The 25,279-nt window shown below is 69.0% G+C and carries 21 protein-coding genes; 13 read left to right on the top strand and 8 right to left on the bottom strand.

The genetic code is table 11. The features are described from left to right. Positions 1–97 precede the first annotated feature (97 nt). The 6 genes from A33M_RS04515 to A33M_RS04490 form a co-directional block, all read right to left on the bottom strand. Entirely contained in the window at positions 98–1,225 is a 1,128-nt protein-coding gene (locus A33M_RS04515; protein ID WP_008384010.1) for a zinc-dependent alcohol dehydrogenase, read from the bottom strand. 207 nt (positions 1,226–1,432) lie between these two features. Then, on the bottom strand, positions 1,433–2,275 hold the full coding sequence (locus A33M_RS04510) for a sulfurtransferase (RefSeq protein ID WP_008384009.1): 843 nt from the start codon (positions 2,273–2,275) through the stop codon (positions 1,433–1,435). 108 nt (positions 2,276–2,383) lie between these two features. After that, positions 2,384–3,697: a C4-dicarboxylate transporter DctA gene (locus A33M_RS04505; protein ID WP_008384007.1), complete on the bottom strand. Its 1,314-nt coding sequence runs from the start codon at positions 3,695–3,697 to the stop codon at positions 2,384–2,386. A 142-nt stretch (positions 3,698–3,839) separates the two neighbouring features. Beyond that, the gene (locus A33M_RS04500) at positions 3,840–5,345 is read right to left on the bottom strand and encodes a tripartite tricarboxylate transporter permease (protein WP_008384004.1); all 1,506 of its coding nucleotides are present in this window, start codon (positions 5,343–5,345) and stop codon (positions 3,840–3,842) included. An 11-nt stretch (positions 5,346–5,356) separates the two neighbouring features. Continuing rightward, positions 5,357–5,842: a tripartite tricarboxylate transporter TctB family protein gene (locus A33M_RS04495; RefSeq protein WP_008384002.1), complete on the bottom strand. Its 486-nt coding sequence runs from the start codon at positions 5,840–5,842 to the stop codon at positions 5,357–5,359. A gap of 11 nt (positions 5,843–5,853) precedes the next feature. Next, positions 5,854–6,843 carry a Bug family tripartite tricarboxylate transporter substrate binding protein gene (locus A33M_RS04490; protein ID WP_008383999.1) on the bottom strand — a complete coding sequence of 330 codons (990 nt, stop codon included), beginning with the start codon at positions 6,841–6,843 and terminating at the stop codon, positions 5,854–5,856. A gap of 969 nt (positions 6,844–7,812) precedes the next feature. On the opposite strand from A33M_RS04490, the gene bchO reads away from it, so the two are divergent. From bchO to A33M_RS23655, 7 genes are all read left to right on the top strand, one after another. After that, the gene (gene bchO / locus A33M_RS04485) at positions 7,813–8,712 is read left to right on the top strand and encodes an alpha/beta fold hydrolase BchO (RefSeq protein WP_040619277.1); all 900 of its coding nucleotides are present in this window, start codon (positions 7,813–7,815) and stop codon (positions 8,710–8,712) included. 194 nt (positions 8,713–8,906) lie between these two features. After that, positions 8,907–9,374 (top strand): helix-turn-helix domain-containing protein, encoded by a 468-nt coding sequence (locus A33M_RS23415; protein ID WP_008383996.1) that lies wholly within the window; start codon positions 8,907–8,909, stop codon positions 9,372–9,374. A 129-nt stretch (positions 9,375–9,503) separates the two neighbouring features. Next, complete coding sequence (locus A33M_RS04475) at positions 9,504–10,994, top strand: phytoene desaturase (protein WP_008383994.1); 1,491 nt, start codon at positions 9,504–9,506, stop codon at positions 10,992–10,994. Beyond that, positions 10,966–12,048: a phytoene/squalene synthase family protein gene (locus tag A33M_RS04470; RefSeq protein ID WP_008383990.1), complete on the top strand. Its 1,083-nt coding sequence runs from the start codon at positions 10,966–10,968 to the stop codon at positions 12,046–12,048. Before A33M_RS04475 ends, A33M_RS04470 begins: the two co-directional genes overlap by 29 nt. Positions 12,049–12,162: 114 nt before the next feature. Beyond that, positions 12,163–13,722, top strand: coding sequence for a magnesium-protoporphyrin IX monomethyl ester anaerobic oxidative cyclase (bchE, locus tag A33M_RS04465; protein WP_008383987.1), 1,560 nt, complete (start codon positions 12,163–12,165; stop codon positions 13,720–13,722). A gap of 249 nt (positions 13,723–13,971) precedes the next feature. Then, on the top strand, positions 13,972–14,643 hold the full coding sequence (gene bchJ, locus A33M_RS04460) for a bacteriochlorophyll 4-vinyl reductase (protein ID WP_008383985.1): 672 nt from the start codon (positions 13,972–13,974) through the stop codon (positions 14,641–14,643). A gap of 284 nt (positions 14,644–14,927) precedes the next feature. Continuing rightward, positions 14,928–15,089 carry a hypothetical protein gene (locus A33M_RS23655; RefSeq protein ID WP_008383983.1) on the top strand — a complete coding sequence of 54 codons (162 nt, stop codon included), beginning with the start codon at positions 14,928–14,930 and terminating at the stop codon, positions 15,087–15,089. Between the two features lie 87 nt (positions 15,090–15,176). Here A33M_RS23655 and A33M_RS04455 read toward each other — a convergent pair whose 3' ends face one another. Both A33M_RS04455 and crtD read right to left on the bottom strand, forming a co-directional pair. Further along, positions 15,177–16,079: a carotenoid 1,2-hydratase gene (locus tag A33M_RS04455; protein ID WP_008383981.1), complete on the bottom strand. Its 903-nt coding sequence runs from the start codon at positions 16,077–16,079 to the stop codon at positions 15,177–15,179. Further along, complete coding sequence (crtD, locus tag A33M_RS04450; RefSeq protein WP_008383979.1) at positions 16,076–17,617, bottom strand: 1-hydroxycarotenoid 3,4-desaturase CrtD; 1,542 nt, start codon at positions 17,615–17,617, stop codon at positions 16,076–16,078. Before crtD ends, A33M_RS04455 begins: the two co-directional genes overlap by 4 nt. A 116-nt stretch (positions 17,618–17,733) precedes the next feature. On the opposite strand from crtD, the gene A33M_RS04445 reads away from it, so the two are divergent. The 6 genes from A33M_RS04445 to bchZ all read left to right on the top strand — a co-directional run bounded on the left by A33M_RS04445 (position 17,734) and on the right by bchZ (position 25,204). Then, the gene (locus A33M_RS04445) at positions 17,734–18,600 is read left to right on the top strand and encodes a polyprenyl synthetase family protein (protein ID WP_008383977.1); all 867 of its coding nucleotides are present in this window, start codon (positions 17,734–17,736) and stop codon (positions 18,598–18,600) included. Positions 18,601–18,784: 184 nt separating this feature from the next. Continuing rightward, positions 18,785–19,924: an acetylserotonin O-methyltransferase gene (locus tag A33M_RS04440; protein ID WP_237718277.1), complete on the top strand. Its 1,140-nt coding sequence runs from the start codon at positions 18,785–18,787 to the stop codon at positions 19,922–19,924. A gap of 87 nt (positions 19,925–20,011) precedes the next feature. After that, positions 20,012–20,953, top strand: coding sequence for a chlorophyll synthesis pathway protein BchC (gene bchC, locus A33M_RS04435; RefSeq protein WP_008383973.1), 942 nt, complete (start codon positions 20,012–20,014; stop codon positions 20,951–20,953). Continuing rightward, positions 20,950–21,942 carry a chlorophyllide a reductase iron protein subunit X gene (locus A33M_RS04430; protein ID WP_008383972.1) on the top strand — a complete coding sequence of 331 codons (993 nt, stop codon included), beginning with the start codon at positions 20,950–20,952 and terminating at the stop codon, positions 21,940–21,942. Before bchC ends, A33M_RS04430 begins: the two co-directional genes overlap by 4 nt. 359 nt (positions 21,943–22,301) lie before the next feature. After that, entirely contained in the window at positions 22,302–23,756 is a 1,455-nt protein-coding gene (gene bchY, locus A33M_RS04425) for a chlorophyllide a reductase subunit Y (RefSeq protein ID WP_085977051.1), read from the top strand. After that, positions 23,756–25,204 (top strand): chlorophyllide a reductase subunit Z, encoded by a 1,449-nt coding sequence (gene bchZ / locus A33M_RS04420; protein ID WP_008383968.1) that lies wholly within the window; start codon positions 23,756–23,758, stop codon positions 25,202–25,204. Before bchY ends, bchZ begins: the two co-directional genes overlap by 1 nt. Positions 25,205–25,279 lie beyond the last annotated feature (75 nt).

Genomic DNA, 25,279 nt, shown 5'->3' with positions numbered 1-25,279 from the left:
TGCGTCTCGAAGGGCGAGGCCACGGTGCGGGCCTCATCCTTCGAGACGTCGCCTTCGGCGACCCTCGGGATGAGGCCATAGTTTCCCGCCGCTGATATTAGTCCTTCTTCATCTTGATGACGACCTTGATGGCGTCCTCGATGCGGTCGCGCGAATAGCGGAAGCCTTTTGGCACGTCCTCCATGCCGAAGGTGTGGGTGTGGATCGGCTTCGGGTCGAACTTCTTCTGCTCGATCAGCGCCGCCACCCGGTGGGTCGCGCTCTTGCCCTCGCCGCGGATGCCGTAGACCGTCAGATGGTTCCTGATCAGCCGGGCGACGTCGACCGACGCCGGCTTTTCCGGGAAGCCGATCATGCAGATCTTGCCGCCACGCTTGAGCATGTCCATCGCGGTGTTGAGGCTCGACGGATCGCCCGACGCCTCGACCACGTAGTTCACGCCCTTGCCGCCGGTGATGCGCTTGACCGCCTCGACCGGGTCCTCCTTGCGGATGTTGACCACGTGGTCGGCGCCCATCTTGGTGCCGAGCGCGAGCCGCTCGTCGCGGGTGCCGGTCAGGATCACCGGCTGGGCGCCGAGCGCCTTGGCGACCGCGGTCACCATCAGGCCGATCGCGCCGGGGCCGAGCACCACCACGCTCTCGCCGGCCACCAGGCCGTTGAGCGTGTCGAGCGCGTACATCGCGGTGCCGGCGGTGACGATCAGCGTCGCCTCCTCGTCGCCGACCTCGTCCGGCACGTGGATCAGCGTCGAGACGTGATTGACCGCGTACTCGGCGAAGCCGCCGTCGGTGGTGAAGCCGTTGGCGCGGTGGCCCTTGTCGTGGCCCTCGTAGTTCATGCCGTAGTTCAGGCATGCGGTGTACATGCCGGCGCGGCAGCGCTCGCAGCGCCCGCAGCCGAAATGCACCTCGACCACCACGCGGTCGCCGAGCTCGAACTCGTCGACGCCGGCGCCGAGCTTCACGACGGTGCCGACATACTCGTGACCGGGTGTGAAATTCTTGTTGAACGGCTTGCCGCCGTGCACCAGCGCGGGCGGCCCCTTGGTGATGATGCTGATGTCGCCGGCGCAGAAGGCGATGGCGTCGACCCGCACCAAGACCTCGGCGTGGCCGGGCTCCGGCACCGGCTTGTCGGTCAGACGCAGCTCGCCGGGATCGTCCAGAACCCAGGCCTTCATGGTCGAGGGGATGTCGAACGTCTTGTCGGTGGAGGTGCTCATGCTGTCCTCGTGTGACGATGGCGGATCCGGCGGGAGCCGGCCGCAGGGCGGCCGTGGGGGCGGGTCCGGGTCCGCCGATCGAAGCTAGAAACCTCTGAGAATCTGAATATGACGATGATCAAACCGCGCCCGCGGGCGCGGCCCTCGTGTCATGTGCGGCGCGCGGGACTGGTCTCGGCGGTCGCCCGGCGTCGCAGGCAGAGACGCTCACTTCTCGACCGGGAAGCCGACGATCGAGCCCCATTCGGTCCACGAGCCGTCGTAGATCTTGATGTTGCCGTGGCCGGCGATCTTCTCCAGCGCGACCCACACGAGCGTCGCACGATGGGTCATCCGGCAGTAGCAGACGACGTCGTCGTATCGTTTCAGGTCGAGGCCGGCCGCCTTCAGCGCGGCGTTCATCTCGTCGGCCGTCTTGAAGGAGTTGTCGTCGTTCAGCAGGACGCGGAAGTGGAGGTGCCGGGAGCCGGGAATGCGGCCGTAGCGCATGGCGCCGTGATCGAACGCCGCGCTGTACTCCACCACCCGCTCGCCGAGATACTCTTCCGCCGAGCGCACGTCGAGGATCAGGCGGCGCGGATTGCCGAGGCTCGCGCGCAGATCGTCGCGGCCGACCCGCATCGCCTCGTTCTTCGTCGCCGGCACCGGATAGTCGACCGGCACGAGGGTCGGCACCGTCTGGCTCACCGGGCGGCCCTCCTGCCACCAGCGGCGGCGGCCGCCATCCAGCATCAGAAGCTTGCGGTGCCCGGCCATCGTGAACGCCCAATAGGCGTAGGTGCCGTACTGCACCGGGTCGCCGTACAGCACCACGGTGGTGTCGGGCCCAATCCCGAGCGAGCCGAACAGCTTCGCCATCGCGGCCGGCGACACCAGCTCGCGATCGGTCTCGTGCCAGCACGCGGTCTTCCAGTAGACCCAGGCGGCGCCCGGGACGTGGCCTTCGCAATAGAGCTTCGGCTCGGCGACGTTGGAGATTTCGACGACACGCACGGCCGGATCGTCGAGGTGCTCCTCGAGCCAGGCGGTGGTGACGAACGGTGACGACATCTCGAACTCCTGTGAAAAGCGGGACCGAGCGTTCGGCCCCGGATACGAACGAGGGCGCGCCTCCTGGTCGAAGGCGCGCCCTCCGGGAACCCGGACGGGTCGCCGGTGTCAGTCGGTGTCGCCGGTGGCGAGCGCCTGCCGGGCCTGCGGATAGTCGACGCCCTTGACCCAGCGGCCGACCACCAGAGTGGCGATCACGTTGCCCATCAGGTTGGTGGCGGCGCGGATCTGCGACATGAAGCTGTCGGCGCCGATCAACAGTGCGAGCGCCCCGACCGGGATCTCGCCGATCGACGGCATGGTGGCGGCGAGCGCCACGAAGCCCGCACCGGCGACGCCGGCCGCGCCCTTCGAGGTGAACAGCATCACGATCAGCACGGTGACCTGGTGCCAGATCGTCATCTCGATGCCGAGCGCGTGCGCCATGAACATCAGGCCCATGGTCATGTAGATCGCGGTGCCGTCGGTATTGAACGACAGGCCGGACGGCATCACGAGGCCGACCACCTCGCGCGACACGCCGATCTTCTCGAGCTTCTCCATGCAGCGCGGCAGCATCGCCTCACCGGAGGTGGCGGCCAGGCAGAACAGCCACTCGTCCTTGAAGTAGTTGAGGACGTGGAAGATGTTGAAGCCGGCGATCTTCAGGAAGCTGCCGAGCACGCCGATCACGAACAGGATGCTGACGATGTAGACGCCGAGGATCAGCTGGCCGAGGTCGATCAGCGTCTTGGCGCCGAACTTCGAGACGGTGAACGCCATCGCGCCGAACGCGGCGAGCGGCGCGAGATACATGAAGATGCGGACCATGCCGAAGAAGGCGGCGGTGGTGCGATCGAGCAGGTCGATCACCGGGCGGCCGCGCTCGCCGGTCATGGTCAGCGCGAAGCCGAAGATGGTCGCGACGAACACCACCTGCAGCATGTTGCCTTCGGCGAAGCCGGACACGAAGGTGTTCGGGATGATGCCCATCAGGAAGTGGGACATCGTCAGGTTGGTCGCCTGCTTGGCGAAGCCCTCGATCATCTTGGTGTCGAGCGCGGCCGGGTCGGCGTGGATGTTCGAGCCGATCGGCCAGACATTGATGACGATCAGGCCGATGATCAGCGCGAGCGTCGAGGCGACCTCGAAATACAGAAGCGCCTTCACGCCGACATTGGCGACACGGTGCATGTCGCCCATCTTGGCGATGCCGACCACGATGGTCAGGAAGATCACCGGCGTGATCACCATCTTGATCGACTTGATGAAGACGATCGCCAGCGGCCGCATCTCGACCGCGATGTTCGGATAGGCGAAGGCGAGGATCACACCGAGGATGACGCCGGCGATCACCTGGACGTACATCTTCTTGTAGAATGGTGTTTTCTTCTTGGCGGGCGCGGCGACCGGCGCGTCCACGGCGACATTGGTGACAGACATCAGTTGATTTCCCCGTGCACCGCCCGGCGTCGGACGGCTGACATTTTCGGAACGCGAACGTTCTCTTCTTTTCCGGTCTGATCTTCTTGTTTTTCCCTCGTGTGGTGGCCCGGCAGGCCGGAACGCTGCCGGGCCCGTTTCGTCAGCTCTTCCCGGCGGCGGACGCCGCGGGCTTCGACCGCACGATCGTGATCACCTGGCCGATCAGGATCAGCGCGGCGAGCCCCCAGAACAGCAGGCCCGTGTAGGAGTCCACGAAGATCGACGGCGATCCCTCCGACATGATCAGCGCCGTGCGCGACTCGCGCTCGAGGGTCGGGCCGAGCACCAGGCCGAGCAGGATCGGGGTGACCGGGATGCCGCCCTTGATGAGCCAGTAGGCGACGAAGCCCACCGTGCACATCACGCCGACGTCGAACAGCGAGTTGCGGATCGCGAACGAGCCGACCACGCACATCACCATGATGCCGAGCGCCATCAGGTGCGGGGGAACCCGGAGCGCCTTGACGAAGACGCGCACACCGAACAGCTGAATCACCGCCGTGATGAGATAGGCCAGCACGAACAGGAGATAGATCGACATGATGACGTCCGGCTTCTCCATGAACAGGAGCGGGCCGGGCTGGATGCCGTGGATCAGCAGGCCGCCGAGGATGATGGCGGTCGCCGGATCGCCCGGGATGCCGAGGCCGATCAGCGGGATCATCGCGCCGCCGGTGACCGCGTGATTGGACGCCTCGGGCGCCACCACGCCGGACACCTCGCCCTTCCCGAAACGCTCGGGATGCTTCGACCAGCGCCGCGCCTGGTCGTAAGCGAGGAACGCCGCGATCGGTCCGCCGGTGCCGGGAATGGCGCCGACCACGGTGCCGATCAGCGACGAGCGGAGCAGGTTCCATTTCTGGGCGAACAAGAGCCGCAGGGAGGGCAGCTCGGTGCGGACGTCGCCCGCCTCGATCCGCATCTCCTTGCCCCGCCAGTAGGTGCCGAGCACGGTGACGACGTGCGGCACCGCGAACAGGCCGATCATCGCGACGAGCAGGTCGACGCCCTGCAGCATCGTGGTGGTGCCGAAGGTGAAGCGCGGCACGCCGTCGATCGGGTCCTGGCCGATGTTCATGAGCATCAGGCCGATGACGCCGCCGATCAAGCCTTTGACGAGCGATCCGCCGGCCAGCCCGCAGATGGTCGAGAGGCCGAACACCACGAGGGCGGTGATCTCGGCCGGGCCGAACGAGATGGCCACCCGGGCGAGGGCGTCCACCGAGGACATCATCACGACGAGGGAGAGGATTCCACCGATGCAGCCGGCAATGGTCGCGATGCCGACGGCGATGGAGGCCTTGCCCTGCTTCGCCATGTGCTCGCCGTCGATCACGGTCGCGGCGGCCGACGGGGTACCCGGCACGCCGATCAGGATCGCCGACACGGCACCGCCCGTCATGCCGCCGATGTAAGTGGCGAGCAGCATGGCGATGGCCGGCTCGTGGCTCATCGTGAAGGTGATGGGCAGCACCATGGCGAGCGCCATGGAGTAAGTGAGGCCCGGAATCGCGCCGAAGATCAGGCCCACTGCGGCGCCGAACACGCTGGCGACCAGGGTCGACCAGCTCATCGACATCGAGAGGGCAGCGATGAAGGTATCCATGATCGTCGTCCTCAGAACAAGTTGAACAGCTCGCCGCGCGGCAGATACACGGCGAGCAGCTCACCCAGCACGAGCCAGATCGTGAAGGTGAAGCCGAGCGAGTAGCCGAGCACGAGAACCGGCGATCGCTTTCCGAGGACGAGGACGAGGAAGGCGGCGATCCCGACGACGGTCGCGAGGACGAAGCCGAAATACTGCAGAAGCAGGATGTAGATCGCCAGGAACCCGAAGGTCGTGGCGATGGCCCTCCATTCGAAGCCGTCGAGCACGGCTCCGGCGCGCTTGGCGCCGGAGCCTTTGGACGTGCGCAGGAACGCTCCCACGATCAGCAGCGCCGAGAGGCCGGCGAGGCCGTACCCTGCGGCGAGCGGATAGGTGCGGGCGCTGGTCGCAGAGCCCATGGCACCGGGAATCGTCCCGTAGACGAGACCGATCCACACGAGGGCGATGATCAGGAGAACACTTCCGGTCAAGATGTCACGGGTGCGGTCGGTCATGATGCGTCCGCTTACTTGCTCACCTTGTTGATGCCGAGCTTGGTCATCAACTGGCCGATCTCCTTGTCGCTCTCGGCGATCATGGAGCCGAAGTCGGCGGCCGATTTGTAGAGCGGCGTGAAGCCGAGATTGTCGGCGGCCTTGGCGTAGTCGGGCGACGCGACCGCGGACTTGGCGGCGTCCTGCAGCTTGGCGATCACCTCGGGCGGCGTGCCCTTGGGGGCGTGCAGGCCGCGCCAGATCGTCAGGTCGAGGCCGGTGGCGCCCTGGGAGTCGCAGGTCTCGGTCTCGACCGCGAGCTTCACCTTCTCCTTGCTGGTCATGCACAGCACGTCGATGGTGCCGGCCTTGACGTGCGGGGCGAACTGGCTCGACCACTGCAGCGCCGCGTCGATGCGTCCGCCGAGCAGCTCGGCCGGCGCGCGGCCCTCGCCGTACGGGATGTAGACGACCGGGATGTCGAGCCGGTCGAACAGCGCCGCCGAGGCGAGATGGGTGAAGCTGCCGAGGCCGGACACGCCGACGCGCAGCTTCTTGCCGCTCTCCTTCGCGGCCTTCTGGAGGTCCTTCAGCGTCTTCCAGCCGGCGTCGGCGCGGACCGCCAGCACCGGCACCTCGACGCCGGTCTGCGCGATCGGCGCGAGCTCGGCATAATTGAAGGGAAGCTTGCCCTGCCAATAGACCGTCGAGATCGAGTTCGAGCTGAACACGATGTTGTAGCCGTCGGGCGCGGCGCTGTGGATGTAGGTGTAGCCGATCGCGCCGCCGCCGCCCGGACGGCTGACGGTGATCACCGGCTGGCCGATCGCCTTCGACATCAGGTCGGCGAGAACCTGACTGGTCGTTTGCGCCGGACCACCGAACAGCGTGGTCATCTCGATCGTCTTCTCGGGGAATTCCGCGCGGGCCGGACCGGAGACGGCCACGGCGAGCACGAGTGCGGCCACGGCGGCCGCGGTGGTCGGCCGGAGGGTCGTCCGCGGATCGATCTGGTAAGTCATGAAGCCTCCCGATGATGGCAACTGGTCAAAGTCACCTCCGTGAATGCTGCCTCAATCGTCGTCGACGGAAAAGTTACGGAGCCCGGCTGCCAGACCCGCGTGTCGTGCAATCCAGGCGAGATCGGCGACGACCGCCTCGTGCTGAACGAACCGCATGTCGCGGCAGGGGGCGTGATCTTTCACGCGACGACGATCGAGACGCATACACGGAGCATACGAACCATCCGGGCTCGCGGCGCCCCTCGCCATCCGGCGTTACACGTAGACGGCAGCGTGAATTGCTGCTGTGCTGAGAACGGGTTGCTGCATTTGCGAAGAATGATCTGCAGTGCGGAAGGAATGCTCAACCCGCGGTGATGATAACGTCGTCACGTATTGCGGACCGTCGCGCGGCCGATCTCGTGAAATGCGCGGCCGACACGACGTGGACGGTTTCGAGATGCCGCCGGCGCAGGCGCGCTGCAACGCGGGTGTCGTCGTGCATGGGAGCCGCGCGCACGGCGCGTGATGCGGTGCGACATGCGACGGCGCGTCCATTGTCGACAGCGCGGGCGTTCGTTTCGCTCGAGAGCGGGCGCGAATTCGTCTGCCACGTGGCGTTCGGACGCGGTGTCGCTCCGATCGCCTGCAGCGAACGACGTCAGCGCGCGAAGGTGCAGCGCGCCCGGATGGCGCCGCAGCTGCGGTTTCGTGATTCGTTTCGTCATACGATCACGGCTCGGCCGGGGCTCTCGGCGCAGGCATGGACGCACGGATGGGGCGCACGAACGGGGCGCACGCAGGGTCGGTGTCTGCGCGGGCTGCATGGCGTCGGCGGCGACTGCGGCATGCCGTGTCGCGCCGTGCGCCGCCACGGCGCGGAGCGTGCGTCGCGCCTCGTCGTCGCATCCCGGCCCGTCACCTTGCCGTCATGCACCGCGGCATCGCGCTGGAGTTGCGCGGATCCGGCCGGGAACTTACCTATCTCGCATGAGCGAGCATTTGGTGTGGGAGCGGGACGGCCGCGACTGGCCGAACCGGGAGGCGAGCCGCTTCGTCGCGGCGGGCGGCATCGATTGGCACGTCCAGGTCACGGGGCAGGGGCCGACGGTCTTTCTGCTGCACGGCACCGGGGCGGCGACGCATTCCTGGCGCGACGTGCTTCCGCTCCTCGCAAAAAACTTCACCGTGGTGGCGCCCGATCTGCCGGGCCACGGCTTCACCCGCATTCGCGACGACACCGCGCTGTCGCTGCCCGGCATGGCGGCGGCGGTGAGCGAGCTGGTCGCTGCGCTCGGCGTCGCGCCGGTGCTCGCGGCCGGCCACTCGGCCGGGGCTGCGGTCGCGATCCGCATGACGCTCGACGGCATGATCGCCCCGGCGGGGCTCGTCTCGATCAACGGCGCGCTGATGCCCTTTCGCGGCATCGCCGGAAAGATCTTCTCGCCGATCGCCCGGTTTCTCGCCGGCAACCGCGCCACCGCCCGCTTCTTCGCCGGCCGTGCCGCCGACCCGGCGATGATCGAGAGCATGCTCGCGCGCACCGGCTCGCGGCTGGAGCCGCGCGGCGCGGCGCTCTACGGGCGGCTCGCCAAGAGCCCGGGGCACGTTCATGCGGCCTTGGCCATGATGGCGAGCTGGGACCTCGCACAACTGGTCGACGACCTGCCGAAGCTCGCGGTGCCGCTCTTGCTGGTGGTCGGCGGGCGCGACGGCACGGTGGCGCCGGAAGAGGCCTTCACGGTGCGCGATCGCATCCCCGGCACCCGCCTCGTCTATCTGCGGGGCCTCGGCCACCTCGCCCACGAGGAGAAGCCGCTGGAGGTGGTGCAGGCGATCGAGAGCTTTGCACGCGAGGTCGGGGTCGGTAATCTCTCGACTGCAGGTTGAGAATTGTGCGCGACTCGTGCTCCGCAGGGTCGCCCGAGACGCCATGGAGGCGCTCGATGTCGATACGATCACGGTTGAAGGCGCTCGAAGGACCTCGGGTGCGGGTTCGGGACGTACCCCGCGTCCTCTCCGGTTCACCCGCCACCGTCCGCCTGACGTGTGAGGTCGGGCGGCTCGGTGCACCGCGGGCCGCGTTGGCGCTCGCAAAACGCCATCTGTCGCTTCGGCAGGCGCATGCCGTGGTGAACGATCTGTTCGACCGGGGCGAAGCGGTGGTCGCGCTGCCGATGGTGGAAGACCTCGCGGCGCTCACCGCCGATCTCGCGGCCTGCGGCGTCGTCGCCACGCCCTACGGTGCGCCGGCCTCGGTCGACGTTCGCGCGGTGCGCGAGGCGACCGGGTTGTCGCAGGACGCGTTCGCGATAGAATTCGGGCTCGATCCCGCGACCGTGCGGAACTGGGAGCAGGGGCGCTCGACGCCGGACACCGCGGCCCGCAGCTTCCTTGTGACGATTGCGAAAAACCCCGCGGCGGTCCGGGCGGCGCTCGCCGGACGCTCCGAGACCCCGGACGCCGACGCCGGCCGAGACGCGACCGGCCCCGACGACCGGTTCCGGCTCCGGAGCCCGCGAAACGGGTCTTTCACCGCGTCGCATGCGTAGAACCACGATGTGGCGGTTTGGCGTTTCGGACCTCTGGATGGACTGTCAATAAGCTGTTACAGTCCCCGCGTGATGTCTACATTGACAGTCGATCGAGCGAGTCCCCCCGGGACCCGGGACGGGGCTCGCATGCCTCATGCGGTGGTGATCGGGAGCGGGTTCGGCGGGCTTGCCGCCGCGATCCGGCTCGGCGCGCGCGGCTATCGCGTCACCGTGCTGGAGCGGCTCGACCGGCCGGGCGGGCGCGCCTACGTCTTCCGCCAGGACGGCTTCACTTTCGACGCCGGCCCGACCATCGTCACGCTGCCGAAGCTGTTCGACGAGCTGTGGGCGCTCGCCGGCCGCCGCTTCGCCGACGACATCACGCTCAAGAAGATCGATCCGTTCTACAAGATCCTGTTCGACGACGGCGAGACCTTCACCGAGCGCGGCGACCTCGAGACGATGCGCCAGGAGGTGTCGCGGATCGCTCCCGGCGACCTCGAGGGCTACCAGCGCTTCATGGAGCAGAGCAAGTCGATCTACGAGGTCGGCTTCGAGAAGCTCTCCAACGTGCCGTTCCACTCGCTCGGCGCGATGGCCAAGGTGTTGCCGGACTTCGTCCGCCTGCAGAGCTGGCGCACCGTCCACGGCCTCGCCGCCAAATACGTGAAGGACCCGCATCTGCGGATCGCGCTGTCCTTCCATCCGCTCTTCATCGGCGGCAACCCGTTCGCCACCACCTCGATCTACTGCCTGATCTCCTATCTGCAGAACGAGTTCGGCGTGTGGTTCCCGATGGGCGGCACCGGCGCGCTGATCGAGGGGATGGTGAAGCTGGTCGAGAGCCAGGGCAACACCGTCCGCTGCGACACCGAGGTGACCGAGATCACCGTCGAGCGCGGTGCGGCGACCGGCGTGAAGCTCGCCTCCGGCGAGACCATCCCGGCCGACGTCGTGGTCTCCAATGCCGACGCCGCCTGGACCTATCGCTATCTGCTGCCGCCCGAGGTGCGCCGCCGCTGGACCGACAAGAAGCTGGCGCGCTCCCGCTACACGATGAGCCTGTTCGTCTGGTATTTCGGCACGCGCCGCAAGTATCCGGGCGTGCCGCACCACACGATCCTGCTCGGGCCGCGCTACAAGGAGCTGCTGCGCGACATCTTCGACAAGAAGGTCCTCGCGCCCGACTTCAGCCTCTATCTGCATCACCCGACGGTGACCGATCCGTCGCTCGCGCCGCCCGGCTGCGACACCTTCTATGTGCTTTCGCCGGTCCCGAACCTCGAGGGCGGGATCGATTGGGCCCACGCCGCCGAGCCCTATCGGCGGGCCATCGCGGAAAAGCTCGGCCGCACCGTGCTGCCGGGCCTCGACGAGGCGATCGTGCCGTCGCGGCTGATCACCCCGGTCGATTTTCAAATGCGTCTCCGCTCCGTGCACGGGGCGGCGTTCGGCTTCGAGCCCGTGTTCACCCAGAGCGCGTGGTTCCGTCCCCACAACCGCAGCGAGGAGGTCGACCGGCTCTATCTGGTCGGCGCCGGCACCCATCCGGGCGCCGGTGTCCCGGGTGTCCTGTCGTCCGCCCGCGTGCTCGACTCCGTGGTGCCCCATGGTGCCGATCTGGCTCGAAAATCCTAACGCCTCCGCGGAGGACCTCGCGGCCTGCCGGGCGATGATCCGGCAGGGCTCGCGCACGTTCTTCGCGGCCTCGCTGCTGCTGCCGGCGACGATCCGCTGCCCGGCCTACACGCTGTACGCCTTCTGCCGGTTCGCCGACGACGAGGTGGACTGCGCCGGCCGCGAATGCGACGCGCTCGAGCGGTTGCGCGAGCGGCTCGCGCTCGCTTATGCGGGGCGGCCGCTGCCGACCCCGACCGACCGCGCCTTTGCCGACATGGTGGCGCGCTACGCGATCCCCCGCGCCATTCCGGAGGCTCTGCTCGAAGGGCTCGCCTGGGACACCGACGGCCGCCGCTACGAGGATTTCTCCGGCGTCGCCGCCTATTCGGCCCGCGTCGCCTCGACCGTCGGCGCGATGATGACGCTGTTGATGGGCGTGCGCGACCCCGACGTGATCGCCCGGGCCTGCGACCTCGGCGTCGCGATGCAGATCACCAACATCTGCCGCGACGTCGGCGAGGACGCCCGCATGGGGCGCATCTATCTGCCGCTCGCCTGGATGCGCGAGGAGGGGCTCGACCCCGACGCCTGGCTCGCCGACCCGGTGTTCGACGCGCGCCTCGGCCGGGTCGTTCGGCGCATGCTCGACGCCGCCGACCGGCTCTATGCCCGCTCGGAGGCCGGCATCGCCCATCTGCCGCTGCCGTGCCGGCCCGGCATCCTCGCCGCCCGCATCATGTATGCCGAGATCGGCCGCGAGGTGGAGAAGGCGGGCTACGATTCGGTGTCGCGCCGCGCCTATGTGTGCGGGCGCCGCAAGCTCGCGTTGCTCGGCCGCACCTTCGCCCAGGCGCCCTTCGTCGCCAAGGGAGTGGGCGCGCCGCCGCCGCCGCTCGACGAGACCCGCTTCCTGGTCGACGCCGTGATCGCGAGCCCGCTCGCCAACGGCGCCCGGCCCGACCCGACCGCCGTGCCGTGGTGGAACTTTGCCCGGCGCATTGCCTGGGTGGTCGATCTGTTCGGCCGCCTGGAGCAGCGCGGGCCGGTCGGCTCGCTCGAGCCGCGGACGTAATGCCGCAGCCCGCCGCACGCCGTGCAGCGGGTTTGCATGACAATTGTCAATTTGCGTTGTCACTCGCCGATGTCTAATGCCCGTTGACAGTCGGTCGGAAACTGGGAGGTCGTCATGCGCATTCTGCTCCTGCATCCCAACTATCACTCGGGCGGAGCGGAAATCGCCGGCAATTGGCCGCCGGCCTGGGTCGCCTATCTGGCCGGCACCCTCAAGGCGAACGGCTACACCGACGTCCGCTTCGTCGACGCGATGACCGACAATCTCACGGAGGAGCAGCTTCGTGAGGAGATCCGCCGCGACAAGCCCGACGTGATCGGCGCGACCGCGATCACCCCGGCCATCTACAAGGCCGAGCGCGCGCTGCAGATCGCCAAGGAGGAGTGCCCGAACGCGGTCACCGTGCTCGGCGGCATCCACGCGACCTTCATGTACAAGCAGGTTCTGGCCGAGGCGCCGTGGGTCGACGTGGTGATCCGCGGCGAAGGCGAGCAGATCCTGCTCGATCTCGTGCGCGCGATCGACTCCGGCGAGTTCAAGAAGAACCCCGAGACGGTCAAGGGCATCGCCTATTCGGACGGCGGCAACATCGTCGCCACCGTGGCCGCCCCGCCGATCGAGAATCTCGACATTCTCAGCCCCGACTGGGGCATCCTCGACTGGAACAAGTACATCTACATTCCGCTCGGCACCCGCCTCGCGGTGCCGAACTTCGCCCGCGGCTGTCCGTTCACCTGCTCGTTCTGCTCGCAGTGGAAGTTCTGGCGCACCTACCGGGTCCGTGATCCGATCAAGGTGGTCGACGAGATCGAGGTGTTGGTGAAGGAGTACGGCGTCGGCTTCTTCATCCTCGCCGACGAGGAACCGACCATTCACCGGAAGAAGTTCGTCGCGCTGTGCGAGGAGCTGGTGCGGCGGAAGCTGCCGGTGAACTGGGGCATCAACACCCGCGTCACCGATGTGCTGCGCGACGAGCAGCTGCTGCCGCTCTATCGCAAGGCCGGCCTGATCCACATCTCGCTCGGCACCGAGGCGGCGGCCCAGCTCAAGCTCGATCTGTTCAACAAGGAGACGACGGTGGCGCAGAACAAGCGCGCCATCGAGCTGCTGCGCAAGCACGGCATCGTCTCCGAGGCGCAGTTCATCGTCGGCCTCGAGAACGAGACCCGCGAAACGCTCGAAGAGACCTACAAGATGGCCCGCGACTGGGGTTGCGACATGGCCAACTGGTCGATGTACACCCCGTGGCCGTTCTCCGACCTGTTCCAGGAGATGGGCGACAAGGTCGAGGTGTTCGACTTCGAGAAGTACAATTTCGTCACGCCGATCATGAAGCCGGACGCGATGGAGCGCACCGAGCTGCTCGACCGCGTGATGCACAACTACCGCCGCTTCTACATGCGCAAGATGTTCCTGGAGTATCCGTTCATCCGGGATCGTGAGAAGCGCCGCTACATGATGGGCTGCATGAAGGCCTATCTGAAGAGCTCGTTCGAGCGGAAGTTCTACGATCTCGGCCGGGTCGGCTATTGGGGCCCGCAGTCGAAGAAGGTCGATTTCGGCTTCGACGAGACCCGCAAGATCACCACCGCCCAGCAGGCGGAGCTCGCGGCGGCCCCGAAGGGCCGCAAGAAGAAGAAAGACGACAAGCCGGAAGCCGTGCGCGCCTGCTGACGGCCGCGACGATCACCGCTGCGGGTTGACGACCCTTTTGTCGGCTCCGCGGCGGTGCCGGTCTCACCCTCTCCCCGCGCGGGAGAGGGTGCCCGAGCGACGCGAGGGCGGGTGAGGGGGCGACCCGCATCTCGGAGCACGTGACGGACGTCCCTCACCGGCGCGGTTTTTCTGCGCTCGCCGCGCCGACCTCTCCAGTGAGCAGTGGGGCGAGACGGGCCGCGCAGGCCACACCCGATCGGGGTCGTCGTGTCCAGCGTCACCGAACAACCCTCTCACGACCATGCCGTTCGTGATCCGGCGACGCACGCGCCTGCGGCGGCGCCGGTCGCCCGCATCGGGCCGAACGCCATCATCCGGATGATCGAGGCGTTGCGCGAGGAGGTCGGCGAGGCCGAGACGGCGCGGCTGTTCGCCGCGGCGGGGCTGTCGCATCACCTCGTGTCGGTCCCCGAGCACATGGTCGACGAGCGCGACGTCGTCGCCCTCCACACGGTGGTGCGGGCCGACCTCGGTGTGGCGCGCGCGAAAAAGGTCGCGGCCGACGCCGGGCGGCGGACCGCCGACTATCTGCTCGCGGTGCGCATCCCGAAGCGCGTGCAGCCGATCCTGAAAATCTTGCCGGCAAGGCTGTCGGCAAAAATTCTGCTCGGCGCGATCGGCAAGCACGCCTGGACCTTTGCGGGCTCGGGCGAGTTCTCCGCCGTGGCCGGGCATCCGGTGCGCTTCTCCATCGCGAACTGCCCGGTGTGCCGTGGCGCATCGTCGCCCGAGCACATGCACACGCCCCTGTGCGACTATTACGGCGCGACCTTCGAGCGGCTGTTTCGCACGCTCGTTCATCCGAAATCCGTGGTGATCGAGACCGCCTGCCAGGCGAACGGCGCGCCAGCCTGCGCCTTCGAGATCTCCTGGCGCTGATCCCGACGGCGACCGAGCCCGCCCTCGTCCTTCGACACGCCGTCTTCGGCGGCCCGCAGGACGAGGCGATGGCTTTCTGCCGCCGGAATAATTCCGCCGACCGAGCGGACTTTCTTACCGTCCTACCTCGGTGCTCGTTTCGCGGCGGTCGCGGCTTTTCCGCCGGATCGAATGAGTGAGTGTCGCGTTGGCTTGTCACGCGGCGCGTGCAGCGCGCCCGGCGGACGAGGAGCCGGCAGGTCGCCGTCCCGCCGCCGCAGACCAGCCAACGAGGAGGTTCTCACATGGACGCCGGAATCATTCCTGCGCTCGCCTTCATGACCATCGGAGCGGTGGCGGCCTTCGCCATCGTCTATGGCTTCGGCTTCATGAGCAAGAGCTCGAACAAGGAGGACGTGAAGCGCGCGTTCTCCGACGACACGGCCGGCATCCGCCGCCGCGACTGATCGTGATCACGACCTCCACCGCGCCGGCGTTCGGCCGACCGCGGTGGAGGTCGTCGTGTCTCGTCGTCGTGTTTTCGTCGGCGCGTGTCACCGCCGGGTGCGGCGGCGCGGCATGCGGAACGGCAGCATCGCCTGCACCCAGGGGGCGGCGAAGCGGTCGAGCGACAAGCTCTCGTGCACGGCGGTCACCGGCTCGCCGCCGAGCGTGCCGGTGATCAGCGAGCGCGCATAGAACGGCGTGTCCTCCAGCGTGTCGACGATCGTCACCGCAGTGCCGGGATCGGCCCGCGTCTCGCGCGGCACCCGCCAGGCGCTGGCCGGCAGCATCACCGGCGGCGGCGCATCGAACTCCGTCACCGCCCCGCTGCGATCGAACTTCAAGGCGAGCCCGGTCTCCGCGCCCTCGCCGCCGTCCGCGCCGCGGCGGATCGCGTGATAGAGCACCGCTGCGCTGCCGTCCGGCAGGGCCGCCCGCGACCAGTCCCACCGCACGAACGCGCTCTCCACCGGCTCGTCACCGATATTGCTGTCGAGATAGCCGTGGCCGCGCCACGACAGGCCGGGCCGCGCGAGATCGACCTCGACGTCCGAGCACGGCGCGATCGGCCGCCAGCGATGCAAGCCGGCACCGTCGAGCGCGAAGCTTTTCCCGGTGAGGCCGGCGGGCCGCACGCGCACGGTGCCGCGCAGGCGCGAGGGCAGCGGCGTCGCCGTCTCGTCGATCTCGATCGTCAGCGTCGTGCCGTCCCAGGCGAGCGCGCTCGGGCCGATCGCCAGCGAGGAGGCGTCGCGAGAGAGCGCGCCGCGGTCCCGCTCGGTCATGGCCCAGCGCCGGCAGTCGCCGTAGAGCGCGACGTTGAGCGAGCAGAAGTCGTGCGGATCGACCGCGGACGGCGCGGCCGCGCGCTTGCGGGCCCAGGCGTAATAAGGCGAGAAGACGCTGCCGACGAAGGCGATGATGGTGAGCGCGTGGCGCCCGTCGTCGCTCACCGCGTCGACGTACCACCACAGATACCCGCCGGGTGCGACCGCCTCGTCGAAGCGCGGTCCGAAATCAGCGCGGCTGCCGCCAGCCGTCCCGACAGCGCCGCCATCGGCAAGCCCGGTCCCGGATGCGTGCTGCCCCCCGCGAGATACAGGCCCGGAATGCGGGTGCGCGATCCCGGGCGCCTGAACGATGCCGTCCATCCGTGCGATGCCCTTCCGTAGAGGGCTCCTCCGGTTCCCGGAAAGAGCCGGTGAAAGTCGGCCGGCGTGGTGAGGCGGCTCGCCTCCGGCCGGTAGCGGATCGTCAAGCCGCAGGCGGCGAGTTTTTCCAGTGCGGCGTTTTCGCACGCCTCGATCGCGGCGGGGTCGATCGGCCGGTCGCCGATCGCCGGCGCATTGACGAGGCACAAGAGCCGCTCCGGCCCTTGCGGCGTCACGCTCGGATCGGCGCCGCGATCCTGCGCGCAGACATAGACGGTCGGCTCGTGCGGAAAGCGCCGCTCGCCGAACAGCCGGTCGAATTCTGCGCGGTAGTCGCGCGAGAAGAACACCGTGTGGTGATGCAGCGGAAAGCCGTCGGTCTGCGCCGCCACCGTCCAGGTCAGCGCCGACAGCGACCGGATCGCCGGCGGAATTTTCGGCGCTGCGTGCGAGACGTCTTCGCCGAGCAGGCCGCTCGCCACCGCGCCGACGTCGGTGTTCAGCACCACATTGTCGGCGGCGAGGCGCTCGCCGCCATCGAGCACGACGCCGGTGGCGCCCATCGTGCGGTCGACCAGAACCTCGCGCACCGGCGTGCCGTAGCGAAACGTCACGCCGAGCCGGGTGGCGACGGTGGCGAGGGCGGTCGCGAGCCGGTGCATGCCGCCCTCGATCACCCACACGCCCTCGCCTTCGACATGGGCGACCAGCATCAGCGTCGCCGGCGTTTGGAACGGCGACGAGCCGACATAGGTGGCGTAGCGGCCGAACAGCTGCTGCAGCCGCGGGTCACGGAAATGGCGGCCGAGCGCGCTCCACAGCGTCGCATAGGGCGACAGGGCGATCAGATCGGACAGCCGGTGAAAGCCGACGCGCTTCACCAGGCCGAACGGGGTGCGCAGCCGGCTGCCGCACAGATACGGCTTCTCGAGCACGCGATAGATCCGCGCGGCGCGGGCGCAAAACTCACGGAAGCCGCGCGCTTCCGCCGCGCCGGCGAAGTCGCCGACGGCGTCGGCCGAGCGGTCGAGATCGGCGAACAGATCGAGCCGCTCGGTGGCGCTCCAGGCGTGGCGGGCGATCAGCTCGAGCGGCTGCAGCGACAATTCGCGCGCGACCGAGGTGCCGGCGGCGGCGAGCAGATCCTCGAACACCCAGCGCATCGTCAGCACGGTCGGGCCGGCGTCGATCGAGGTGCCGGCGACCGGCACCCGCCTGATTTTTCCGCCCGGCGTCGCGGCGGCTTCCACCACCGTCACGGCGACCCCCGCCACCGCCAGGTCGACGGCTGCCGCGAGGCCGCCGATGCCCGCTCCGACCACGATCGCCGTGTTCGCCAAGGCCCCCGTCCGTGGAATTACCGTTGAGTTCGCCGTGCAACCGTCTATAGTGCGTTACACTTATATGTGACAACCGATCATTACATTTCGGCAGGTCCGAAACGGGGGCTGCGATCATGGATGGTATCACACGGATCGAGCAGGCACTCGATGCCGCGCTGACGCGGGCCGAGATTCCCAGCGCTCCGAGCAAGCTGGCCTCCGCGATGCGGTACGCGGTGTTCCCGAAGGGGGCGCGGGTGCGGCCGCGGCTGTGCCTGGCGGCGGCGGCGGCCTGCGGCGACGACCAGCCGGCGCTGACCGACGCGGCTGCGGCCTCGATCGAGTTCCTCCATTGCGCCTCGCTGATCCACGACGACCTGCCGTGCTTCGACGACGCCTCGCTGCGGCGCGGCAAGCCGTCGGTGCACGCCGCCTATGGCGAGCGGATCGCGGTCTTGGCCGGTGACGCGCTGATCGTGCTGGCGTTCGAGCAGCTCGCTTATGTGCCGTGCTCGCCGGAGCGTTTGCCGGCGGTGATGCGGATCGTCGGCCAGTCGGTCGGCATGCCGCACGGCATCGCCGCCGGGCAGGCGTGGGAATGCGAGCCGCGCTGCGACCTCGCCGAGTATCACGAGCAGAAGACCGGCGCGCTGTTCTCGGCGGCGACCATGCTCGGCGCGGCGGCGGCCGGTGCCGATCCGGCGCCGTGGCGGGCGGTCGGGGCGAATATCGGCCTCGCCTATCAGGTGGCCGACGATCTGCGCGATGCCGCCTCCGACGAGGAGGAGCTCGGCAAGCCGGTCGGCAAGGACGTCACGCTCGGCCGGCCGAGCGCGGTCACCCAGCTCGGCATCGAGGGCGCGATGGCGCGGCTCGAGGAGCTGGTGAAGGGCGCGATCGGCGCGATTCCGGACTGCCCCGGCGGCGAGGCGCTGCGCCTGCTGATCCGCTCGGAGGTCAAGCGGCTGGTGCCGAAGCGGCTCGCCGCGGTCGCGGCCTGATCGCCCGACGTCGGCGGCGGGCGGGCGACGCCTTCCGCCGGACGCCGTCTCCGCCGCCGGGCGGCCGAGACGCCGAGCCCCCGAGACGCCGAGGCGCGCCGCTCTCCCGGCGCGTCGGATCCGTCCTCACCACGAACCTCACCACGAAAGCGAGAGCGGCGAGGTGGACGCGGCGCCGCATAGCGTGAAACGCCCCTCCGGGTTGGCCGAGCGCTGGTTCGCCTTGCGCAACCGGATGCTGGCGAGTGCGCGCTTCCAGCGTCTCGCCGCCGCCTTTCCGCCGACCCGGGCGCTGGCGCGGCGGCGCACGCGGGCGCTGTTCGACCTCGTCGCCGGCTTCGTCTATTCGCAAATCCTGCTCGCCTGCGTGCGGCTGAAGGTGTTCGACCTGTTGGCCGACGGGCCGCAGGAGGTCGATGCGCTGGCGGCGCGCACCGGGCTGTCGCCGGACGCGATGCGCCGGCTGCTCGAGGCCGCCGCCACGCTCGACCTCACCGAGCGGCGCGGGCCGGACCGATTCGGCCTCGGCATTCACGGGGCGGCGCTGCGCGGCGCCGGCGGCCTCGCCGAGATGATCGAGCACCACACGCTTCTCTATGCCGACCTCGCCGATCCGGTCGCATTGCTCGCCGACCGGGAGAAGGAGACGGCGCTGTCGCGCTTCTGGGCCTATGCCCGCGACCCGCGGCCGGGCACGCTGCCGGATGCCCAGGTCGGCGCCTATTCGCAGCTGATGGCGGCGACCCAGGCGTTCGTCGCCCACGAGGTGTTCTCGGCGGTAAAACTCGGGCGGCGGCGCTGCCTGCTCGACGTCGGCGGCGGGGAGGGGGCCTTCCTGGCGGCGGCCGGCGCGCGGTTCCCGAAACTGTCGCTGATGCTGTTCGATTTGCCGGCGGTGGTCGGGCGGGCCGAGGCGCGGCTCGCGGCGGCCGGGCTCGCCGACCGCGCCGCGGTGTTCGGCGGCGACTTCCGCACCGACGCGCTGCCGCCCGGCGCCGACACGATCTCCTTCGTGCGGGTGCTGCACGACCACGACGACGCGACCGTGCTGGCGCTGCTGAAGGCGGCGCGGCAGGCGCTGCCGCCGGACGGGATCGTGGTGGTGGCCGAGCCGATGTCCGACGTGCCGGGCGGGGAACCCGCCGGAGAGGCCTATTTCGGCTTCTACCTTTGGGCGATGAAAAGTGGGCGACCTCGCCCGCCGGAGGCGCTGTACGCCCTCCTGACGGCCGCCGGCTTCGCCCGGCCGCGCCTGCAGCCGACCAAAAATCCCATTCTTCTCCAAGTAGTTGTGGCAGAGGTGGACGGCTCCTCCCGGATATGACAATACGACTTGACAGAAATTGCAGTCAGGGTAGGCTGACACATCCTTCGTTGTGAAGAACCTCCCGCCACACGGCTCGGAGACGTCATGGACACTGTAGCGGTCGTCCTCGAGGAGCCTGAACGCCTCGTGCTCAGTCGGCTCGACCTCGCGCGCCCCGGTGACGAGGACGTGGTCGTCGACATCGCATGGAGCGGGATCAGCACCGGGACCGAGCGCCTGCTCTGGTCGGGTCGGATGCCGCCCTTTCCCGGGCTCGGCTATCCGCTGGTGCCGGGCTACGAGTCGGTCGGGCGGGTGAGCGCGGCGGGGCCGCGCTCGGGCCGCAGCGTCGGCGAGACGGTGTTCGTCCCCGGTGCGCGGTGCTACGGCGACATTCGCGGATTGTTCGGTGGGGCCGCCAGCCGGGTCGTGGTGCCCGGCGCCAAGGCGGTGCCGATCGCGTCCGATCTGAACGAACGGGGCGTCCTGTTGGCGTTGGCCGCGACGGCGTACCACGCCATGCAGGGGGCCGGTGGGACGCCGCCCGGGCTGATCGTCGGGCACGGCGTTCTCGGTCGCCTCCTCGCCCGGCTGGTCACGCTGGCGGGCGGGGAGCCGCCCGTCGTCTGGGAGACCAATCCGGACCGCGCGCACGGCGCGCTCGGCTACACCGTGAAGGATCCGGCCGACGATCCGCGACGTGATTACGCGGTGATCTGCGACGTCTCGGGTGACGCAAAGCTGCTCGACACGCTGATCGGCCGGCTGGCGCCGCACGGCACCATCGTGCTGGCCGGCTTCTACAGCGCGCCGCTCTCCTTCGGCTTTCCGCCGGCCTTCATGCGCGAAGCGACCCTGCGGGTCGCCGCCGAATGGCGCGAGCCCGATCTCGCCGCCGTCAAGCAACTGATCGAGCAGGGCCGGCTCTCGCTCGACGGTCTCATCACGCACCGGTCCGCGGCGTCCGACGCGCCTGCGGCTTACCGGACCGCGTTCACCGACCCGACCTGTCTGAAGATGATTCTCGACTGGAGAGGAACCGCATGAACGCGTCCGTGCCGCTCGACATGACCGACCGCCTGCGCGCCGAGGCCGCCATCGGACCCGATCCGGTGCCGACCGCTGCGTCCAAGCAGACGCAGATCATCGCGATCTACGGCAAGGGCGGCATCGGCAAGAGCTTCACGCTCGCCAACCTCTCCTACATGATGGCACAGAAGGGCAAGCGTGTCCTGCTGATCGGCTGCGACCCGAAGAGCGACACGACGTCGCTTCTGTTCGGCGGCCGGGCGACGCCGACCATCATCGAGACCTCCGCCAAGAAGAAGCTCGCCGGCGAGGAGATCACCGTCTCCGACGTCTGCTTCAAGCGCGACGGCGTGTTCGCGATGGAGCTCGGCGGCCCGGAGGTCGGGCGCGGCTGCGGCGGGCGCGGCATCATCCACGGCTTCGAGACGCTGGAGAAGCTCGGCTTCCACGAGTGGGGCTTCGACTACGTGCTGCTCGACTTCCTGGGCGACGTGGTGTGCGGCGGCTTCGGCCTGCCGATCGCCCGCGACATGTGCCAAAAGGTCATCGTGGTCGGCTCGAACGACCTGCAATCGCTCTATGTCGCCAACAATGTCTGCTCGGCGGTGGAGTATTTCAGAAAGCTCGGCGGCAATGTCGGCGTCGCCGGCATGGTGATCAACAAGGACGACGGCACCGGCGAGGCGCAGGGTTTTGCTTCTGCCGCCGGCATTCCGGTGCTGGCGTCGATCCCGGCCAACGAGGAGATCCGCCGGCTGAGTGCCGCCTATCAGATCGTCGCCCGTCCGGGCACGACCTGGGGGCCGCTGTTCGAGCAGCTCGCGGTGAACGTCGCCGAGGCGCCGCCGCAGCGGCCGAAGCCGCTGACCCAGGAGGCACTGCTCGGCCTGTTCGAGAGCGACGTGGTCGGCCGCGACGTGGTGCTGGAGCCGGCGACGCAGGAAGACATGTGCGGCGGGGTGGTGCCGCTGAAGCCGTCGCTCGAGGTGATCTACGACGACGTTTGACGGTTCATGCGGCCGCTCCGGCCCGCGCGGCGGGCCGGTGGACGGCCGGAGGTGTGTGGTGCGAGGCGCGTTTCTGACGACGGGACGAGATGTCGGACAGCGAAACCCATAAGGCGGCCGAGACGGCAGCGACGACCGAGGTGGTGTACGACGGAGCCGCGCAGGCGCCGCTGTCGAACGCCGTGGCGGCCGACCTCGCTGGTGATGCTGCGACCACCGATGCGCCGGCCTCGCGAGGCGACACCGCGGCAGACGATACCGCAGCGGACGATCGGGGCTCTCGGCCCGCCGGGTCGGCGGGCGGCGATTCGCGTGCCGCTCGGGACGACGGATGGGGCTGTCACGCCGGCCCGGGCGAGATGCGCCGCGCGGCGATCGAGGCCGGCGAGAATGCCGGCGCCGCCGAGATTTTGGCGCGCTATGCCGCCGACTATCCGGTCGGCCCGCACGACCAGCCGCAGAGCATGTGCCCGGCGTTCGGCTCGCTGCGCGTCGGCCTGCGCATGCGCCGCACCGCGACCGTGCTGTCGGGCTCGGCCTGCTGCGTCTACGGCCTCACCTTCACCTCGCATTTCTACGGCGCGCGCCGCAGCGTCGGCTACGTGCCGTTCAACTCCGAGACGCTGGTCACCGGAAAGCTGTTCGAGGACATCCGCGACGCGGTGCATCAGCTCGCCGATCCGGCGCAGCACGACGCCGTCGTGATCATCAATCTGTGCGTCCCGACCGCGTCGGGCGTGCCGCTGCGGCTGCTGCCGAAGACGATCAACGACGTGCGGGTGATCGGCATCGACGTGCCGGGCTTCGGCGTGCCGACCCATGCCGAGGCGAAGGACGTTCTGTCCGGCGCGATGCTGAACTACGCCCGCAACGAGGCGGAGCAGGGGCCGGTGCAGGCGCCGCGCGGCGGCCGCAGCCTGCGCCCGACCGTGACGCTGCTCGGCGAGATGTTCCCGGCCGACCCGATCGGCATCGGCATGATGCTGGAGCCGCTCGGCCTCGCCTGCGGTCCCGTGGTGCCGACCCGCGAGTGGCGCGAGCTCTATGCCGCACTCGACTGCGCGGCGGTCGCGGCGATCCATCCGTTCTACACGTCGTGCATCCGCGAGTTCGAGACCGCCGGCCGTGCCGTGGTCGGCTCGGCGCCGGTCGGTCACGACGGCACGGCGGCCTGGCTCGACGCGATCGGCGAGGCGTGCGGCGTCGCCAAGGCGAAGGTCGACGCGGCGAAGAACAAGTTCTTGCCGGCGATCAAGGGCGCGCTCGCCGGTGCACCGGTGAAGGGCCGCATCACGCTGTCGGGCTACGAGGGCTCGGAGCTGCTCGTCGCGCGTTTGCTGATCGAGAGCGGCGCCGACGTGCGTTATGTCGGCACGGCGTGCCCGCGCACCCGCTGGTCGGAGGACGATCGCGCCTGGCTCGAGGCGAAGGGCGTCGCGGTGCAGTACCGCGCCTCGCTCGAGCAGGACTTGGCCGCGGTCGACGCCTTCGTGCCCGATCTCGCGATCGGCACCACGCCGGTCGTGCAGCACGCCAAGAGCCGCGGCATCCCGGCGCTCTATTTCACCAATCTGATCTCGGCGCGCCCGCTGATGGGTCCGGCCGGCGCCGGCTCGCTCGCCCAGGTGATCAACACCGCGATCGGCAACAAGGCGCGGTTCGACGCGATGACCGCGCTGTTCGCCGGCGTCGGGGTCGGCGACAGCGCCGGCGTGCTCGAGGACGTGCCGACGCCGCACCCCGAGTTCCGCGAAAAGATGCGCCGCCAGCTCGCCGCCCAGGCGAAGCGCCGCAAGGCCGAGGAGGCGATCTGATGCTCGTCCTCGACCACGATCGCGCCGGCGGCTACTGGGGCTCGGTCTATGTCTTCACCGCGGTGAAGGGCCTTCAGGTGATCATCGACGGCCCGGTCGGCTGCGAGAACCTGCCGGTCACCGCGGTGCTGCACTACACCGACGCGCTGCCGCCGCACGAGCTGCCGGTCGTGGTGACGGGCCTCTCCGAGGAGGAGCTCGGCCAGCACGGCACCGAGGGTGCGATGGCGCGCGCCCACAAGACGCTCGATCCCGACCTGCCGTCGGTGGTGGTCACCGGCTCGATCGCCGAGATGATCGGCGGCGGCGTGACGCCGGAGGGCACCGGCATCCGCCGCTTCCTGCCGCGCACCATCGACGAAGATCAGTGGCAGAGCGCCGACCGCGCGATGCGCTGGCTGTGGAGCGAGTTCGGCCTGCGCAAGGTGCCGGAGCGCAAGCCCCGCGCCGCCGGCGAGAAGCCGCGCGTCAACATCATCGGCCCGTGCTACGGCACCTTCAACATGCCGTCCGATCTCGCCGAGATCCGCCGGCTGGTCGAGGGCATCGGCGCCGAGGTCAATCTGGTCTTCCCGCTCGGCACCCATCTCGCCGACATCCCGCGGCTCGCCGACGCCGACGTGAACGTCTGCATGTATCGCGAGTTCGGCCGGCTGTTGTGCGAGACGCTGGAGCGTCCTTGGCTGCAGGCGCCGATCGGCCTGCACTCGACCACCAAGTTCCTGCGCAAGCTCGGCGAGCTGACCGGCCTCGATCCCGAGCCGTTCATCACCCGCGAGCTGCACACGACCGCAAAGCCGTTGTGGGATCTGTGGCGCTCGGTGACGCAGGACTTCTTCGGCACCGCGAGCTTCGGCATCGTCGCGACCGAGACCTATGCGCGGGGCGTGCGGCATTTCCTCGAGACCGAGATGGGCATGCCGTGCTCGTTCTCGTTCGCGCGCACCGCCGGCACCAAGCCGGACAATCGGGCGGTGCGCAAGGCGGTGCACGAGACGCCGCCGCTCGTCCTGTTCGGCAGCTACAACGAGCGCATGTATCTCGCCGAGAAGGGCGGGCGCGCCGCGTTCATTCCGGCGTCGTTCCCCGGTGCGATCGTCAGGCGGCACACCGGCACGCCGTTCATGGGCTATGGCGGCGCGACCTATCTGGTGCAGGAGGTGTGCAACGCGCTGTTCGACGCGCTGTTCCACATCCTGCCGCTCGGCACGCAGCTCGACACCGTGGAGGCGACGCCGTCGCGTCTGCATCGCGAGCTGCCGTGGGACGATGCCGCGAAGGTCGCGCTCGATCGTCTGGTGGAACGCGAGCCGGTGCTGGTGCGCATCTCGGCGGCCAAGCGGCTGCGCGATGCGGCCGAGCGCGAAGCGCGTGGCGCCGGTGAGGAAAGAGTGACGGAAAGCCGTGTGCTCCGCATCAATGCGGGTGCAATGGGAGAGCCGGTATGATAGGAATACGCACCGGTGCTCGCGTTGGCGTCGCCGTCATTTCATCAGCTTTCGATTTCCGCCGAGCGCCTGCGC

This window comes from Rhodovulum sp. PH10 (assembly GCF_000293785.1).
Taxonomy (GTDB): Bacteria; Pseudomonadota; Alphaproteobacteria; order Rhizobiales; family Xanthobacteraceae; genus Rhodoplanes.
The sequence above is the reverse complement of the archived record's forward strand: the minus strand, read 5'-3'. Positions and strand labels throughout refer to the sequence as shown.

What these genes read in the sequence shown, in the direction of transcription:
- A33M_RS04515 (WP_008384010.1), bottom strand. Translation starts at nt 1,225, where the DNA reads ATGAGCACCTCCACCGACAAGACGTTCGACATCCCCTCGACCATGAAG.
- A33M_RS04510 (WP_008384009.1), bottom strand. Translation starts at nt 2,275, where the DNA reads ATGTCGTCACCGTTCGTCACCACCGCCTGGCTCGAGGAGCACCTCGAC.
- A33M_RS04505 (WP_008384007.1), bottom strand. Translation starts at nt 3,697, where the DNA reads ATGTCTGTCACCAATGTCGCCGTGGACGCGCCGGTCGCCGCGCCCGCC.
- A33M_RS04500 (WP_008384004.1), bottom strand. Translation starts at nt 5,345, where the DNA reads ATGGATACCTTCATCGCTGCCCTCTCGATGTCGATGAGCTGGTCGACC.
- A33M_RS04495 (WP_008384002.1), bottom strand. Translation starts at nt 5,842, where the DNA reads ATGACCGACCGCACCCGTGACATCTTGACCGGAAGTGTTCTCCTGATC.
- A33M_RS04490 (WP_008383999.1), bottom strand. Translation starts at nt 6,843, where the DNA reads ATGACTTACCAGATCGATCCGCGGACGACCCTCCGGCCGACCACCGCG.
- bchO (WP_040619277.1), top strand. Translation starts at nt 7,813, where the DNA reads ATGAGCGAGCATTTGGTGTGGGAGCGGGACGGCCGCGACTGGCCGAAC.
- A33M_RS04475 (WP_008383994.1), top strand. Translation starts at nt 9,504, where the DNA reads ATGCCTCATGCGGTGGTGATCGGGAGCGGGTTCGGCGGGCTTGCCGCC.
- A33M_RS04470 (WP_008383990.1), top strand. Translation starts at nt 10,966, where the DNA reads ATGGTGCCGATCTGGCTCGAAAATCCTAACGCCTCCGCGGAGGACCTC.
- bchE (WP_008383987.1), top strand. Translation starts at nt 12,163, where the DNA reads ATGCGCATTCTGCTCCTGCATCCCAACTATCACTCGGGCGGAGCGGAA.
- A33M_RS23655 (WP_008383983.1), top strand. Translation starts at nt 14,928, where the DNA reads ATGGACGCCGGAATCATTCCTGCGCTCGCCTTCATGACCATCGGAGCG.
- A33M_RS04445 (WP_008383977.1), top strand. Translation starts at nt 17,734, where the DNA reads ATGGATGGTATCACACGGATCGAGCAGGCACTCGATGCCGCGCTGACG.
- bchC (WP_008383973.1), top strand. Translation starts at nt 20,012, where the DNA reads ATGGACACTGTAGCGGTCGTCCTCGAGGAGCCTGAACGCCTCGTGCTC.
- A33M_RS04430 (WP_008383972.1), top strand. Translation starts at nt 20,950, where the DNA reads ATGAACGCGTCCGTGCCGCTCGACATGACCGACCGCCTGCGCGCCGAG.
- bchY (WP_085977051.1), top strand. Translation starts at nt 22,302, where the DNA reads ATGCGCCGCGCGGCGATCGAGGCCGGCGAGAATGCCGGCGCCGCCGAG.
- bchZ (WP_008383968.1), top strand. Translation starts at nt 23,756, where the DNA reads ATGCTCGTCCTCGACCACGATCGCGCCGGCGGCTACTGGGGCTCGGTC.